The sequence below is a fragment of the Microbacterium sp. BH-3-3-3 genome (genome assembly GCF_007679045.1).
In the GTDB taxonomy this organism is placed as follows: Bacteria; Actinomycetota; Actinomycetes; order Actinomycetales; family Microbacteriaceae; genus Microbacterium; species Microbacterium algihabitans.
Map to the genome: position 1 here is coordinate 575,473 of NZ_VEFS01000001.1, position 14,638 is coordinate 590,110.

Consider the following 14,638-nt stretch of genomic DNA (forward strand, 5'->3'; position numbering starts at 1 on the left):
GGATAGGCTCGTGGGGTGGCTCGTTCCGTGCGTATCGTCTCCGTCAACGTCAATGGCATCCGTGCCGCCGTCCGCAAGGGCATGGTCGAGTGGCTCGACGCCTCCGGCGCCGACATCGTCACCCTGCAAGAGGTGCGGGCCACCGCCGACCAGCTCGCCGAGGCCCTCCCCGGGTGGGAGATCGTCAACGACGAAGCCCTCGCGAAGGGGCGCGCGGGAGTCGCCATCATCAGCCGTCTGCCCGGCGTCGAGACCCGCACGCACCTCGGCCCCGAGCCGCTCGACGCGTCGGGCCGGTGGATCGAGACCGACTTCGACATCGACGGCGAGACCGTCACCATCGTCAGCGCCTACGTGCACAGCGGCGAGGTCGACACCCCCAAGCAAGACGCGAAGTGGCTGTTCCTCGACGCGATGGAGCGCCGCCTCGCCGAGCTCGCCGCCTCGAGCGAGCTGGCCCTCGTCACCGGCGACCTGAACGTCGGCCACCGCGAGCTCGACATCAAGAACTGGCGCGGCAACCGCAAGAACGCCGGCTTCCTCCCGCGCGAGCGGGCCTACTTCGACCGCTTCTTCGGCCCCGCGGGCGAGCAGGTCGAGGGCGTCGACGGGTCGACCGGCACCGGCCTCGGCTGGATCGACGTGGGCCGCCGCGCCATGGGCGAGATCGAGGGGCCGTACACGTTCTGGTCGATGCGCGGAAAGGCGTTCGACACCGACAGCGGCTGGCGCATCGACTACCACGTCGCCACTCCCGCCCTGGCCGAGCGCGTCACCTCCTACCGGGTCGACCGCGCTCCGTCGTACGACACCCGGTGGAGCGATCACTCCCCCGTGATCGTCGACTACACGCTCGGGCGCTGACCTCGGGCGTCGCACCGGTCGTCGGCCGGGCAGCGGGTGCCGCCGTGGGCCACGGTGCGCGTCGCGCGCGGACCCTCCCGACCTCGGCATCCGGTCGCTTAACGCCGAGCGCGGAGCACTGTGGTCGTCGCCGGGGGCCGGGTATCGGCATCCGGACCCTTTTCGGACGGAAGGTCGGCCCCGCGCACGCGGCCTAGGATCGTACGGTGACCACCGAGCGCCTCTACTCCGGAATGCAGCCCTCCGCCGACAGCCTTCAGATCGGCAACTACATCGGGGCCCTCCTGCAGTGGCGCGACCTCCAGGACCAGTACGACGCCTTCTTCTCGGTCGTCGACCTGCACGCCCTGACGCAGCCCGGCGACCCCGCCGAGCGTCGCGAGAAGACCCGCCGCACCGCCGCCCAGTACATCGCCGCCGGCATCGAGCCCTCGCGCTCCACGCTGTACGTGCAGTCGCACGTGCCCGCGCACGCCGAGCTGCAGTGGGTGCTGTCGACCCTCACGGGCTTCGGCGAGGCCGGGCGCATGACCCAGTTCAAAGACAAGTCGGCCCGCTACGGCACCGATGCCACCAACGTCGGCCTCTTCACCTACCCGGTGCTGATGGCCGCCGACATCCTGCTGTACCAGACCGACGTCGTGCCCGTCGGCGACGACCAGAAGCAGCACATCGAGCTCACGCGCGACCTGGCCGAGCGCTTCAACCAGCGCTTCGGCGAGACCTTCACCGTGCCGAAGCCCGTGATCCAGCGCGAGACCGCCCGCATCTACGACCTGCAGAACCCCACGGCCAAGATGTCGAAGTCGGCGGAGTCCGACGCGGGCGTGCTGTGGCTGCTCGACGACCCCAAGGTCAGCGCGAAGAAGATCATGCGCGCCATGACCGACTCGGAGGGGTCGGTGCGCTTCGACCGCGAGACCAAGCCCGGCGTGTCGAACCTGCTCGTCATCTACTCGGCCCTCACCGGCCGCGAGATCACCTCGATCGAAGACGAGTACGCGGGCCGCGGGTACGGCGACTTCAAGAAGGGCCTCGCCGAGGTCGTCGTCAACGAGTTCGAGCCGGTGCGTGCGCGGGCCACGGAACTGCTCGACGACCCCGCCGAGCTCGATCGCGTGCTCGCCGTGAACGCCGGCAAAGCGGCATCCGTCGCCGAGAAGACCCTCAGCGACGTGTACGACCGCATCGGCCTGCTCCGCCGCGGCTGAGTTTTCGGCTGTTCGACGCCCGCGCGACTCGCTGAGTCGCGCGGGCGTCGTGGTTCGGGGGCGGGGCTAGGCGGCAGGTGCTCGGCGCAAGCGGCACGACTCCTGCGTAAGCTGTGCCGCGGACAGGCCCGCCGCGACCGGTAGCGTGGCCGGATGGAACCGGAGATCCTGCGCACCGCCCGCCTCGAGCTGTCGGCGCCGCGCGAGAGCGACGTGGCTGCGATCCACGCGGAGTGTCAGGATGCCGCGATCCAGCGGTTCACGACGGTGCCGTCGCCCTACCTTCCGGCCGACGCCGAGACGTTCGTCGAACTGACGCGCACGTGGTGGGGCGAGGGGTCGGAGGCGACGTGGGCGATCCGCCTCGAAGGGCGACTGGTCGGCATGGTGGGCCTGGCGAAACTGCCGTCGGGTGGTCCCGAGATCGGCTACTGGGTCTCGTCGAGCGTGCGCGGGCAGGGGCTGGCCACCGAGGCGGTGCGGGCCGTGGTCGGCTGGGGCTTCGCCGCCGAACGGCCGGCGGTGCAGCGCATCGAGTGGCGTGCGGTCGTGGGCAACGCCGGGTCGGCGCGCGTGGCGCAGACGGTGGGGTTCCGCTATGAAGGGCTGCTGCGGCAGGCGGGCGTGAACTCGCTGGGGCGCTCCGACATGTGGGTGGGCGGGCTGCTGCGCTCCGACGACCGCGACCCGCAACCCTGGCCCGTGCTGTAGGCCGGGGGCAAGGGCCTGCGCCGATGTCGGAGGTCCGTGGCAGCATGGCCGCATGCCGGAGATGCCAGAGGTCGAGGGGCTCGTCGAATACCTGCGCGGGCGCGTGACGGGACTGCGTGTCGACAAGGCCACCGTGTCGGCCATCAACGCACTGAAGACTTACGACCCGCCGCTCACCGCGCTGGTCGGGGCGCACGTGACGGGTGTCGATCGCCACGGCAAGTTCGTCGACGTCTCGACCGATGCGGGCGTGCACCTGGTGTTCCACCTCGCCAAGGCGGGGTGGCTGCGGTGGTACGACGCGCTGCCCGCGACGATCATCAAGCCCGGCAAGACGCCGATCGCGCTGCGGGTCGGTTTCGACGACGGCTCGGGGTTCGACCTCACCGAGGCCGGTACCAAGAAGTCGCTCGCCGTGTACGCCGTGCGCTCCCCCGCCGAGGTGCCGGGCATCGCGCGGCTCGGTCCCGACCCGCTGAGCGCCGGCTTCGACCGCGCGACGTTCGGCTCGCTGCTCGAGGGCCGTCGCACGCAGATCAAGGGCGTGCTGCGCGACCAGTCGATCATCGCGGGGGTCGGCAACGCCTACTCCGACGAGATCCTGCACGCGGCCAAGATGTCGCCGTACGCGCTGGCGGCGAATCTGTCGGATGCCGAGGTCGACCACCTCTACGGCGCGATGACGACGACGCTGGCCGAGGCGATCGAGGCGGCCCGCGGCAAACCGCCGGCGGAGTTGAAGGATGCCAAACGGCGAGGCATGCGCGTACACGGGCGGCGCGGCGAGGCGTGCCCCGTCTGCGGCGATGAGGTGCGCAGCGTGTTCTTCGCCGACAACTCCCTCGAGTACTGCCCCACCTGCCAGACGGGCGGAAAGCTGCTCGCCGACCGCCGGCTGTCGCGACTGCTGAAGTGACCCGACGCCACGGTGGTTCCGGCCAGGGTGCGCGCGTCCGCGCCGCGATGCGCGCTCCGGCCACGGACCGTGCGCCCGCGCCCCTGCACGCGTCGGCGCCCCGATGCGCGCGGCCAGCCACGATGCCCGCGTTGCCGCCCCGCTGCGCGCGTCCGGCCAAGGTGTGCGCCTCCGCGCCCCGGCGCGGGAGTACCACGAAACGTCGCCGCGTGACGGGGAATGAAACCGCTCGAGCGGCGTTGAGTAGACTCCGAAGAGCAAAAACGTGCTCCGGGGTCGGTGAGAATCCGAACCGGCGGTGATAGTCCGCGAACCCCTCCGCTCACGTGGTGGGGCCGATCCGGTGGAATTCCGGGACCGACGGTGATGCGAGGGTCAGCCCTCGCTAGTCCGGATAGGAGGCAGCACGGACGGCGCGACGCGCCTTCCCGCTGGCCCTGCCCCGAATCCGCGGGAAGGACAGGGAAATGGCATCCGCCGTCGAGATCGACGCCATGCGGCGAGCGCTGCAGCTCGCCCGGCGCGGCCCGCGCGGGCTCAACCCGCAGGTCGGCGCCGTGATCCTCTCGCCCGAGGGCGAGATCCTCGCCGAAGGCTTCCACCGCGGAGCCGGCACCGCCCACGCCGAGGTCGACGCGCTCTCGCAGCTCGCCCCCGGCGACGCCCGCGGGGCGACCGCCGTCGTGACCCTCGAGCCGTGCAACCACACCGGTCGCACCGGCCCCTGCGCCGTCGCGCTCATCGAGGCGGGAGTCGCCCGCGTGGTCTTCGCGCTCGACGACCCCACCGACGCCGCGGCCGGCGGCGCCGATCGCCTGCGCGCAGCCGGCGTCGACGTCGAGTCGGGACCCGAGGCGGATGCCGCCGAGGCGCTCGTCGCCGACTGGACGCACCTGCAGCGCACCGGCCGCCCGCACGTCACGGTCAAGTGGGCGCAGAGCCTCGACGGTCGCGCCGCCGCCGACGACGGCACGAGCCAGTGGATCACCGGACCCGACGCCCGACGCGACGTGCATGCGCGCCGTGCGCAGGCCGACGCGATCGTCGCCGGCACGGGCACCGTGCGCTCCGACGACCCCGCGCTGACCGCGCGAGCGGACGACGGGACGCTGCTCGAGCACCAGCCGATGCCCGTGATCATCGGCGAGAGCGAGACGGCTCCGGATGCCGCGGTGCGCCGCCACCCCCGCGACCCCCTCTTCTGTTCGACGCACGACCTGCACGCGGTGCTCGCCGACCTCGCCGAACAGGGCGTGCAGCGCGTGTTCGTCGAGGGCGGGCCGACGCTGGCGAGCGCGTTCGTGCGCGAGGGTCTCGCCGACGAACTGCTCGTCTATGTCGCCCCCGTGCTGCTGGGCGGTTCGCGCCTCGCTCTGGGAGATGTGGGCGTGCCGAGCATCGACGCGGCGAAGCGCCTGACCGTGGCATCCGTCACCCCCCTCGGCGACGACCTGCTGATCGTCGCCCGCCCGGCCGAGACCGGGCCCCGAAACCCCGAGACTGTGCCCGCGACCGCGGGCGAGAACGAAGGAGACGCCTGATGTTCACCGGAATCGTCGAAGAGATCGGCGCCGTCACGGCCGTCGAGCCGTCGGGCGACGGCGTGCGCCTGACCCTGCGCGCCCCCCTGTCGGTGTCGGACGCCGGCCACGGCGACTCGATCTCGGTGAGCGGCGTGTGCCTCACCGTCGTCGACCAGGGCGATGACTGGTTCAGCGCCGACGTGATGAAGCAGACCCTCGACATGTCGACGCTCGCGGGCGTCGCCCCGGGCCTCCCGGTCAACCTCGAGCGCGCGACCGCCGCGCACGGACGCCTGGGCGGGCACATCGTGCAGGGCCACATCGACGGCACCGGCGTCGTGCGCGAGGTGCGGCCCGGCGCGCAGTGGAGCGTCGTGCGTGTCGGTATCCCGGCCCACCTCGCCCCACTCGTGGTCGACAAGGGGTCGATCGCGATCGACGGCGTCTCGCTCACCGTCAGCGCCGTGAGCGAAGCCTCCGAGCCCGAGCCGTGGCTCGAGGTCTCGCTGATCCCCGAAACGCTCGAGGCCACGACCCTCGGCCGCGCCGAAGCCGGCACCCCCGTGAATCTCGAAACCGACATCCTGGCCCGTCATGTCCAGCGCATGCTCGCCTTCCGCACGACAGAGAATCCCGCGGCGACCGCCGCACAGACCGAGAGGGGCTCCCGATGAGCCTGTCCACCATCCCCGAGGCCCTGGAGGCCCTGCGTCAGGGTCGACCGATCCTGGTCGCCGACGACGAGAACCGCGAGAACGAGGGCGACGTCATCATCTCGGCGCAGCTCGCGACCCCCGAGTGGCTCGCCTGGACCGTGCGGTGGTCCAGCGGATACGTCTGCGCCCCCATGCCCGGCGAGTGGGCCGACCGCCTCGACCTGCCGCCCATGGTCGAGGTCAACCAGGACGCCCGCGGCACCGCGTACACGGTCAGCGTCGACGCGGCATCCGGGGTCACCACCGGCATCAGCGCCGCCGACCGCGCGCGCACCCTCAACGTGCTGTCCGACCCCGCGTCGGTTCCGACCAGCCTCATCCGCCCCGGACATGTGCTGCCGCTGCGCGCCGTCGACGGCGGCGTGCGCGAGCGCGCGGGCCACACCGAGGCCGCGGTCGACCTCATGCGCCTCGCGGGACTCGAGCCCGTCGGCGCGATCGCCGAGGTCGTCGCCGAAGACGGCAGCATGATGCGCCTGCCCGGACTCTTCGAGCTCGGCGAGCGCGACGGCATCCCGGTCATCACGATCGAGCAGCTCATCGGCTACCTCAACGAGACCGACCCGCTGCCCGCGACCGCTCCCGCCCGCCGCCGGGTGAGCCTGCGCGCCGAGTCGAACGTGCCCACCTCGCACGGCACCTTCCGCTTCCTCGCGTACAAGGACCGCATCACCGGCACCGACCACCTCGCCGTCGTGTCGGGCGACCTGTCCGACGAAGCCCCGCTCGTGCGGGTGCACTCCGAGTGCCTGACGGGTGAGGCCTTCGGTTCGCTCAAGTGCGAGTGCGGTCCGCAGCTCGAGGCGGCCCTCGACACGATCGACCGCGACGGCGGCATCGTGATCTACATGCGCGGACACGAGGGTCGCGGCATCGGCCTGATCAACAAGCTGCGCGCCTACAACCTGCAGGAGCGCGGCATGGACACCGTCGACGCCAACCTCGCCCTCGGCCTGCCCGCCGACGCGCGCGACTACGCCGCCGCCGCCGGCATCCTGACCGACCTCGGCGTCGAGAAGGTGCGCCTGCTGACGAACAACACCGACAAGGTCGCGCAGCTGCGCGGCTTCGGTCTCGACGTCGTCGAGCAGGTTCCGCTGCTCGTGGGCGTAGGCCCGAACAACCACCAGTACCTCGAGACGAAGCGCGACCGCATGGGTCACATCATCGCCGAGGACGACCTGCGCGACGCCCTCGCGCACATGAAGGAAGAGAGCGCCTGATGGCCGGCAGTGGAGCACCCGAGACCGGCGGCGTCGACGCGTCGGGTCTGAACGTCGTCGTGGTCGCGGGAACGTGGCACGAGGTCATCACGAACGGTCTGATCGCGGGCGCGAAGCGCGTGCTCGACGCGACCGGCGCGACCTACCGCGTCGTGCGCGTCCCCGGCTCGTTCGAGCTGCCCGTCGCCGCGAGCGCGGCCTTCGAGGGCGGGGCGGATGCCGTGGTGGCCCTGGGCGTGATCATCCGGGGCGGCACGCCGCACTTCGAGTTCGTCTCGTCGGCGGCCACCGACGGCCTGACCCGCGTCGCGCTCGACGCCGGCAAGCCCGTCGGCTTCGGCGTGCTGACGCTGGACGACGAGCAGCAGGGCCTCGACCGTGCGGGCCTGGAAGGCTCCAAGGAGGACAAGGGCGAAGAGGCCGCGGATGCCGCGATCCGCACCGCCCTCGTGCTGCGCGAGCTGCGCAGCTGACGCGTTCTTCACGACGGGCCCGGCGACCTCTGCGGTCGCCGGGCCCGTTCGCGTTCGCGGGCCGGAGGGAGGTGGCTGAGCCTGTCGAAGCCACCGAGGGGCCCGCGGGTCGGGGGGGCGGCCCTTCGACAAGCTCAGGGACCGCGCGCGGGCTCAGGGCCAAAGCGAGGTGGCTGAGCCTGTCGAAGCCACCGGGCGTCCGCGGGACGGGGCCGAAGCGAGGTGGCTGAGCCTGTCGAAGCCACCGGGCGTCCGCGGGTCGAGGCCGAAGCGAGGTGGCTGAGCCTGTCGAAGCCACTGGACGTCCGCGGGTCGGGGGCGGCCCTTCGACAAGCTCAGGGACCGCTCGCGGGACGGGCTCAGCGGCCGCGCGGGCTGTGAGGCCCGCCTTGCTGGCGGCGCTGCCGCGGTATCCCTACCCTGACGGGTATGGAGATCCTGCGGAACGTCGTCGTCCTGGTCCACCTCGTCGGCTTCGCCATCCTCTTCGGCGCGTGGGTCGTCGAGGCCGTCGCCCGCCGCATCCGCGTGACCCCGCTGATGAACTACGCGCTGGTCATCTCCCTCGTGACGGGCCTCGCTCTCTCGGCTCCCTGGGGCCTCGACCACGACCTCAACTACGCCAAGATCGGCGTGAAGCTCGTCGTGCTGCTCATCATCGGCGCACTGTTGGGCATCGGCTCGGCCCGACAGAAGCGCACCGGGTCGCTGTCTCCGGCGATCTTCTGGCCCATCGGCATCCTGGCCCTGCTCAACGCCGGTCTCGCCGTCATCTGGCGCTGACCACCCGCGTCGGGGCCACGCTCAGCGCGCGCATAGACTGGAGGGTCTAGACGCCCCTCACTCGGGGACGTCGCCGGTGCCTCCGCCCGTGCGCTCTCTCACCACCACCCCCGTGACCGCTGCGCGCCACCGCTGCGCCCCACCCCGGACGCGAACGAAGACCCTTCCCGTCAGGCAGTCATGACCACGTCATCCCCCTCCACTCGCTCGACCCCGGCCGCACCGGCCAACCCGCGTTCGCGCGTCATCACCGCGAGCCTCATCGGCACCACGATCGAGTTCTACGACTTCTACGCGTACGCCACGGCGGCCGTGCTCGTGTTCCCCGTGCTCTTCTTCCCCACCGGCAACGAGACCACCTCGCTGCTGCTGTCGTTCAGCGTCTTCGGCGCCGCGATGGTCGCGCGCCCCCTCGGTGCCGTCGTGTTCGGCCACTTCGGCGACCGCTTCGGCCGCAAGGCCACCCTCGTGGCATCCCTTCTCACAATGGGTGTCGCGACCTTCCTCATCGGCTGCCTGCCGACCTTCAACGAGATTGGCGTCTGGGCCGCGGTGCTGCTGCTGATCATGCGTCTCGCGCAGGGCTTCGCCCTCGGCGGCGAGTGGTCGGGCGCGGCGCTGGTCGCCACCGAGAACGCCCCGAGGGGCAAGCGCGCCCTGTTCGGCACGTTCCCGCAGCTGGGCGCCCCGATCGGCTTCATCATCGCCAACACGGTGTTCCTCGTGATCAACTTCGCGCTGCCGCACCCCGACGGCACCGCTCAGCGCTCCGCCGAGTTCCTCACCTGGGGCTGGCGCGTGCCGTTCCTGTTCTCGGCGATCATGGTCATCGTCGGCCTCTACGTGCGCCTCAAGCTCGTCGAGAGCGAGTCGTTCGCGAAGGCCGAGAAGAGCGGCGCGATCCGCAAGTTCCCGCTCGGCGAGGTGCTCCGCCGCAACTGGAAGCAGCTGATCCTCGGCACGTTCATCATGCTGGCGACCTACGTGCTCTTCTACCTGATGACGAGCTTCACGCTGTCGTACGGCACCAAGCCCACCGCCGAGGGAGCCGCCGCCGCGGCCGAGAAGGCCGGCACCGCGTTCGACGCCGCCGCCTACGTGCCCGGCCTCGGATTCGGCTACACCGACTTCGTGATCATGCAGATCATCGGCGTGGTGTTCTTCGGCGTCTTCACGATGCTCTCCGGCCCCGTCGCCGACGCGATCGGCCGTAAGCGCCTGCTCATCGGCGTGACCATCGCGATCATCGTGTTCGGTCTGCTGTTCTCAGTGTTCCTGCTGCCCGCGGCCGACCCGAAGTTCACCGGAGCGCTGGTGCAGGCGTTCCTGGTGTTGGGCTTCCTGCTCATGGGTGCGACGTTCGGCCCGATGGGCGCGGTGCTGCCGGAACTGTTCCCGACCAACACCCGCTACACCGGCTCGGCGATCTCCTACAACGTCTCGTCGATCCTGGGCGCCGCCCTCGCGCCGATCGTCGCGGTCGCGCTGTGGGCCGCCGGCGACGGCAACCCGTGGCTCGTGGGCGTGTACCTCTCGGTCATGGGCGTGCTGACGCTCATCGCTCTCGTGCTCTCGCCCGAGACGAAGGACGTCGACTACGACGACAACATCGCCGCCGGAGCGACCGCGCCGTAACCACGCGTTCGCATCGGACACCGGATGCCACGGGGCCCAGGCCTCGTGGCATCCGTCGTTCCGACAGGACTTCGTCGTTGTACGGGCCGAACTCCGGAGATCCGCAACCGCGCGAGGAGCCCGGACTGCTCGCATCGCGGTGAGTCGATGAATTCTCCGGAGTTGTGCACGCCGTCGAGCGGACCGACCGGCGGTGTCGGTGGTGCGGGGTACGGTCGAAGCACCCCATTCTTCTCCCGAGGTGAGCATGTCGTTTCCCGCTCCCGCGCGTGGTCGGCGCGGCCGCCGCGCGCCCGAAGGCCCGCGCGCGTCGTTCCGCCAGCTGGTCCCCTTCCTGCTCGAGCACAAGCGCACGCTCGTCGTCGTCGCCGTGCTCAGCGTGCTCGGCGCCGCTGCCACGCTCGCGCAGCCGCTGCTCGTCGGCGAGGTCATCTCGCGCGTGCAGGCCAGCGTGCCCCTCGGCGCCCTGGTGTGGCTGCTGGTGGGCTTCGTCGTGCTGTCGTCTGTGATCTCGGGCTTCCAGCACTATCTGCTGCAGCGCACCGGCACCGCGGTGGTGTTCTCGAGCCGGCGGCGGCTCATCGCGCGCATCCTGCGCCTGCCCATCAGCGAGTTCGACGCGCGTCGCACGGGCGATCTCGTCTCGCGCGTGGGCACCGACACGACCCTGCTCTACGCGGTGCTGACGCAGGGCTTCGCGGATGCCGTGGGCAACGCCCTCATCCTCGTCGGCGCGGTCATCGCGATGGCCTTCATCGACCCGCTGCTGCTCGGGCTCATCGTGGTGGTGGTCGGCGCCTCTCTCGCGGTGGTCGTGCTGCTGAGCACGCGGATCCGCGCGGCATCCGCCGATCAGCAGGCGAAGGTCGGCGAACTCTCCTCGGGCGTCGAGCGCGCCGTCGGCTCGATCCGCACGATCCGCGCGTCGGGCGCGACCGAGCGCGAGATCGCGGCGGTGACCGAGAACGCCACGGCCGCCTACGCCGCGGGCGTGCGCATCGCGCGGGTGTCGGCGCTCATCGTGCCGATCGCCTTCGTCGCCCTGCAGGTGTCGCTGCTGGTCGTGCTCGGCGTCGGCGGATACCGCGTGGCCTCCGGCGCCATCGACGTCGCCTCGCTCGTCACCTTCGTGATCTTCCTCTTCCTGCTCGTGCAGCCCCTGGCCTCGGCGATCGGCGCGATTACCTCGGTCAACCAGGCGCTGGGCGCGCTGGGGCGCATCCAAGAGGTGCTCGACCTCCCCCTCGAAGACGACGCCGACCGTCCCTCGTCGCCTGCGGCGGTTCCGGATGCCGCGGCCCTGACGTTCCGCGACGTGCACTTCCGCTATCCCGACAACGTCGTGAAGGCCCGCGAGGCCGCCGCCGCAGAGGCCCGCTCGGTGCTCGAGCAGGCGCACCTCGAGCGCGCGGCCGACGAGACCGCCGCCGAGGTCGACGATGACCGCGACGTGCTGCGCGGGGTGTCGTTCGAGGTGCCGCGCGGATCGCGCGTCGCCCTCGTCGGCCCCTCGGGGGCGGGCAAGAGCACGATCCTCGCCCTCATCGAGCGCTTCTACGACCCGACCGGCGGCGCGATCCTCGTCGACGGCGTCGACGCGCGCGAACTCTCCCGCGATGACCTTCGCGCCCGCTTCGGCTACGTCGAGCAGGATGCGCCGACCCTGGCCGGCACGATCGCCGACAACCTGCGACTCGCCTCTCCCGCGGCATCCGACGCCGACTGCGAGCGAGTGCTGCGCGCGGTCAACCTCGGCGACGTGCTCGAGCGCAGCCCGCTCGGCGTCGACGCTCCCGTGGGCGAAGACGGCGTCATGCTCTCGGGCGGAGAACGCCAGCGCCTTGCGATCGCCCGCGCGCTGCTGGCCGCTCCCCCGGTGCTGCTGCTCGACGAATCGACCTCGTCGCTCGACGGCGTCAACGAGCAGCGCATGCGCGAGGCGATCGACGCCGTCGCGACCGACCGCACCCTGCTCGTCATCGCGCACCGCCTCTCGACGGTCGTCGACAGCGACCTCATCGTGGTGCTCGACAAGGGCCGGGTCGTGGGTCGGGGCACGCACAGCGAGCTCGTGGCGTCCACTCCGCTTTACCGCGATCTGGCGAAGCACCAGCTGCTCGTCTGAGCGGGGCGGCGGGCGGTGGGACAGGGGCGGGCGCGTGCCTCGCTCCGAACGCGAGACTGCATCTCGCTGACAAGCCCGTTGCAGCCTGACGCCGAGATGTCAGCCGGATGCAGTCTCGCGATCGCATGGGCCCGGGCCGCCGCGATGACCGACCCCGGTGCGGTCAGGGACCGGCCGGCGGATCAGTCGCCCGCGAGGGCGTCGATCGGCGACACCGCGGTGGCCAGGCGCGTGGGCGCGACGGCGGCGACAGCGGTGAGCAGCGCGGTGGCCACCGCGACGATCCCCACGGTCGCCCACGGGATGCTCGGCAGCAGGAACGTCGGCGACGAGAACTCCGGCGGGACGCCGACCGAACCGAGCAGCGACTGCGCTCCCGCCCAGCCGTAGATCACGCCGAGCACGAGCCCGAGGGCCACCGAGGTCACGGTGAGATGTGCGGCCTCGAGCAGCACCATCCGCCGGATCTGCGGGGCGGCGAAGCCGAGCGTGCGCAGCAGACCGAGCTCCCGACGGCGCTGGATCACCCCGAGGGTGAGCAGGTTCACCAGACCGACGGCGGCGATGACGGCCGACACGGCGACGAGCGACATCATGATCGTGGCGAAGGTGTCCATGAGCGCGAGCAGTTCCTCCGGCGGTTCGCCGCCGCCCGATTGGATGAGAAGGTCGCGGGCCGACTGCGAGGCGACCGCGAACATCGTCACGAGCGTGACTCCCATCACGACGCCGATCGCCATGCGGCTCGAGCGCTCGGGGTAGCGTAGCGCGTTCTCGGCAGCCAGGCGCGCCTCGGCCGAACGGCCGAACAGACGTCCGGTCACGCGGAGCAGAGGCGGCATGACCACGGTGGCGCCGAGGCTCAGTCCCGTGAACGAGAAGATTCCGCCCACGAACGCCACGACGACGCCGAGGGGTGAGAGAAGCCCCAGGGCGATCCCTGCGGCGAGCACCAGCGTGCCGCCGAAGAAGAGGATCCCCGCGACGATGCGGCGAGCGCGACCGCCGACGGCCTCACTCCGGTCGCGCTCGGTCGCCCCCGAGATCGCCTGCAGGGGCGTCACCTCGAGCACCCGGCGCGAACCGGCCCAGGCGGCGGCCCACGTCGTGAGGGTCACGATCACGGCGGGAGCGACCAGCACCGGCTGCAAAAGCGCGTAGTCGACGTCGATCCCCCACGCGGTGCGCGCCACCGGCAGCAGCGCGGCGGCGACCGCTGTCCCGCCGATCAGCCCCACGACCGCTCCGATCGCCCCCACCACGAGACCCTGTCGCGCGACCCGCACGCGCTCCGACCGAGCCGAGGCCCCGATCAGGCGCATCAGGGCGATCTGCCGCGTCCGGCCGGCGACGATCGTCGCGAAGGTGTTCGTCGTCACGATCGCTGCGACGAACATCGCCACGCCGACCAGCAGCGCGCTGAGGATCGCCACGACCACGACGACGCTCTCGCGACCCGCGAGGTAGGGCGCCGCCAGCAACCACGCGCCGATGAAACCGGTGGCGGCGATGAGCAGCGTGCCGAAGCCGCTCGAGATGGCGGCGACCAGCACCGAGGCACCGAGACCGCGTTCCGCGCGCGGCAGGGCGCGCGGCAGGCGGCGGGGGCGCGGCGCGCCGACGGGCCGCTCGGCGACGGCGCTCACGCTCCGACCTCGGACGAGAGCATGTAGGCCGAGATCGCCTCGGCGCTCTGGCGCGGGGTGTCGGCCACGACGCGGCCGTCGCCGAGGAAGACCACCCGGTCGGCGTGCGAGGCCGCGACGGGGTCGTGCGTCACCATCGCGATCGACTGCCCGTGCTCGCGGCTCGCCGCGGCCAGCAGCGCCAGCACCTCGCGGCCGGTGCGGGAGTCGAGGTTGCCGGTCGGCTCGTCGGCGAAGATCAGGTCGGGCTGCGTCGCCAGGGCCCGCGCGATGGCGACCCGCTGCTGCTGACCGCCCGAGAGCTCGTGCGGGCGGTGACGCAGACGACCGCTCAGTCCCATCGACTCGACGAGCGCGTCGATGCGGCGTCGGGCCTCGGGCGAGGGAGACCGACCGGCCAGCTCGAACGGCAGGGTGATGTTGCCGAGCACGTCGAGCGTCGGCACGAGATTGAACGACTGGAAGACGAACCCGACGCGCGAGCGACGCAGCACGGTCAGGTCGAGGTCGCTGAGCCCGGTGATCTCGGTGTCGCCGATGAACGCGCGGCCCGAGGTCGCGGCATCCAGTCCCGCCATGACGTGCATGAGGGTCGACTTGCCCGAGCCGGACGGTCCCATGATCGCCGTGAATTCGCCGCGGCGGAGGCCGATCGTGACGTCGTCGAGCGCGTGGACGCGCGACTCGCCAGCACCGAAGGTCTTCGTGAGGTTCTGCACTCGCGCGGCCATCGGCGCGGTGTCGGAAGGATTCTGCTGCATGACTTCGACGCTACGAACCACCCCCGACCGGCGGCATCGGCCTGGCGTCGT

General features: G+C 71.6%; 13 protein-coding genes. 11 read left to right on the top strand and 2 right to left on the bottom strand.

Translation table 11 applies throughout. The features are described from left to right. The first annotated feature begins 15 nt into the window (after positions 1-15). From FS769_RS02705 to FS769_RS02755, 11 genes are all read left to right on the top strand, one after another. A complete protein-coding gene (locus tag FS769_RS02705) occupies positions 16-864 on the top strand; it encodes an exodeoxyribonuclease III (protein WP_144829034.1) in 849 nt (282 codons plus the stop codon). A 206-nt stretch (positions 865-1,070) separates the two neighbouring features. Continuing rightward, positions 1,071-2,075, top strand: coding sequence for a tryptophan--tRNA ligase (trpS, locus tag FS769_RS02710; RefSeq protein WP_144829036.1), 1,005 nt, complete (start codon positions 1,071-1,073; stop codon positions 2,073-2,075). A 153-nt stretch (positions 2,076-2,228) separates the two neighbouring features. Continuing rightward, positions 2,229-2,786, top strand: coding sequence for a GNAT family N-acetyltransferase (locus tag FS769_RS02715; protein WP_144829038.1), 558 nt, complete (start codon positions 2,229-2,231; stop codon positions 2,784-2,786). Between the two features lie 52 nt (positions 2,787-2,838). After that, positions 2,839-3,702: an Fpg/Nei family DNA glycosylase gene (locus FS769_RS02720; RefSeq protein WP_144829041.1), complete on the top strand. Its 864-nt coding sequence runs from the start codon at positions 2,839-2,841 to the stop codon at positions 3,700-3,702. Between the two features lie 467 nt (positions 3,703-4,169). Then, a complete protein-coding gene (ribD, locus tag FS769_RS02725; RefSeq protein WP_144829044.1) occupies positions 4,170-5,243 on the top strand; it encodes a bifunctional diaminohydroxyphosphoribosylaminopyrimidine deaminase/5-amino-6-(5-phosphoribosylamino)uracil reductase RibD in 1,074 nt (357 codons plus the stop codon). Next, on the top strand, positions 5,243-5,899 hold the full coding sequence (locus FS769_RS02730; protein WP_144829047.1) for a riboflavin synthase: 657 nt from the start codon (positions 5,243-5,245) through the stop codon (positions 5,897-5,899). Before ribD ends, FS769_RS02730 begins: the two co-directional genes overlap by 1 nt. Continuing rightward, a complete protein-coding gene (gene ribA, locus FS769_RS02735; RefSeq protein WP_144829050.1) occupies positions 5,896-7,164 on the top strand; it encodes a GTP cyclohydrolase II in 1,269 nt (422 codons plus the stop codon). Before FS769_RS02730 ends, ribA begins: the two co-directional genes overlap by 4 nt. Further along, positions 7,164-7,637, top strand: a complete 474-nt coding sequence (gene ribH, locus FS769_RS02740; protein WP_144829053.1) for a 6,7-dimethyl-8-ribityllumazine synthase — start codon at positions 7,164-7,166, stop codon at positions 7,635-7,637. The genes ribA and ribH overlap by 1 nt, the downstream gene beginning before the upstream one ends. Positions 7,638-8,066: 429 nt before the next feature. After that, positions 8,067-8,420: a Fe-S protein gene (locus FS769_RS02745; RefSeq protein WP_144829056.1), complete on the top strand. Its 354-nt coding sequence runs from the start codon at positions 8,067-8,069 to the stop codon at positions 8,418-8,420. A gap of 180 nt (positions 8,421-8,600) precedes the next feature. After that, a complete protein-coding gene (locus tag FS769_RS02750; protein ID WP_144829059.1) occupies positions 8,601-10,055 on the top strand; it encodes an MFS transporter in 1,455 nt (484 codons plus the stop codon). A 247-nt stretch (positions 10,056-10,302) separates the two neighbouring features. After that, complete coding sequence (locus FS769_RS02755) at positions 10,303-12,180, top strand: ABC transporter ATP-binding protein (RefSeq protein WP_144829062.1); 1,878 nt, start codon at positions 10,303-10,305, stop codon at positions 12,178-12,180. Between the two features lie 182 nt (positions 12,181-12,362). Here FS769_RS02755 and FS769_RS02760 read toward each other — a convergent pair whose 3' ends face one another. Both FS769_RS02760 and FS769_RS02765 read right to left on the bottom strand, forming a co-directional pair. Further along, positions 12,363-13,826, bottom strand: a complete 1,464-nt coding sequence (locus tag FS769_RS02760) for an ABC transporter permease (RefSeq protein ID WP_144829065.1) — start codon at positions 13,824-13,826, stop codon at positions 12,363-12,365. Continuing rightward, a complete protein-coding gene (locus FS769_RS02765) occupies positions 13,823-14,587 on the bottom strand; it encodes an ABC transporter ATP-binding protein (protein ID WP_144829068.1) in 765 nt (254 codons plus the stop codon). Before FS769_RS02765 ends, FS769_RS02760 begins: the two co-directional genes overlap by 4 nt. Positions 14,588-14,638: the final 51 nt, after the last annotated feature.

What these genes read in the sequence shown, in the direction of transcription:
- ribD (WP_144829044.1), top strand. Translation starts at nt 4,170, where the DNA reads ATGGCATCCGCCGTCGAGATCGACGCCATGCGGCGAGCGCTGCAGCTC.
- FS769_RS02750 (WP_144829059.1), top strand. Translation starts at nt 8,601, where the DNA reads ATGACCACGTCATCCCCCTCCACTCGCTCGACCCCGGCCGCACCGGCC.
- FS769_RS02730 (WP_144829047.1), top strand. Translation starts at nt 5,243, where the DNA reads ATGTTCACCGGAATCGTCGAAGAGATCGGCGCCGTCACGGCCGTCGAG.
- ribH (WP_144829053.1), top strand. Translation starts at nt 7,164, where the DNA reads ATGGCCGGCAGTGGAGCACCCGAGACCGGCGGCGTCGACGCGTCGGGT.
- ribA (WP_144829050.1), top strand. Translation starts at nt 5,896, where the DNA reads ATGAGCCTGTCCACCATCCCCGAGGCCCTGGAGGCCCTGCGTCAGGGT.
- FS769_RS02720 (WP_144829041.1), top strand. Translation starts at nt 2,839, where the DNA reads ATGCCGGAGATGCCAGAGGTCGAGGGGCTCGTCGAATACCTGCGCGGG.
- FS769_RS02715 (WP_144829038.1), top strand. Translation starts at nt 2,229, where the DNA reads ATGGAACCGGAGATCCTGCGCACCGCCCGCCTCGAGCTGTCGGCGCCG.
- FS769_RS02745 (WP_144829056.1), top strand. Translation starts at nt 8,067, where the DNA reads ATGGAGATCCTGCGGAACGTCGTCGTCCTGGTCCACCTCGTCGGCTTC.
- FS769_RS02765 (WP_144829068.1), bottom strand. Translation starts at nt 14,587, where the DNA reads ATGCAGCAGAATCCTTCCGACACCGCGCCGATGGCCGCGCGAGTGCAG.
- FS769_RS02755 (WP_144829062.1), top strand. Translation starts at nt 10,303, where the DNA reads ATGTCGTTTCCCGCTCCCGCGCGTGGTCGGCGCGGCCGCCGCGCGCCC.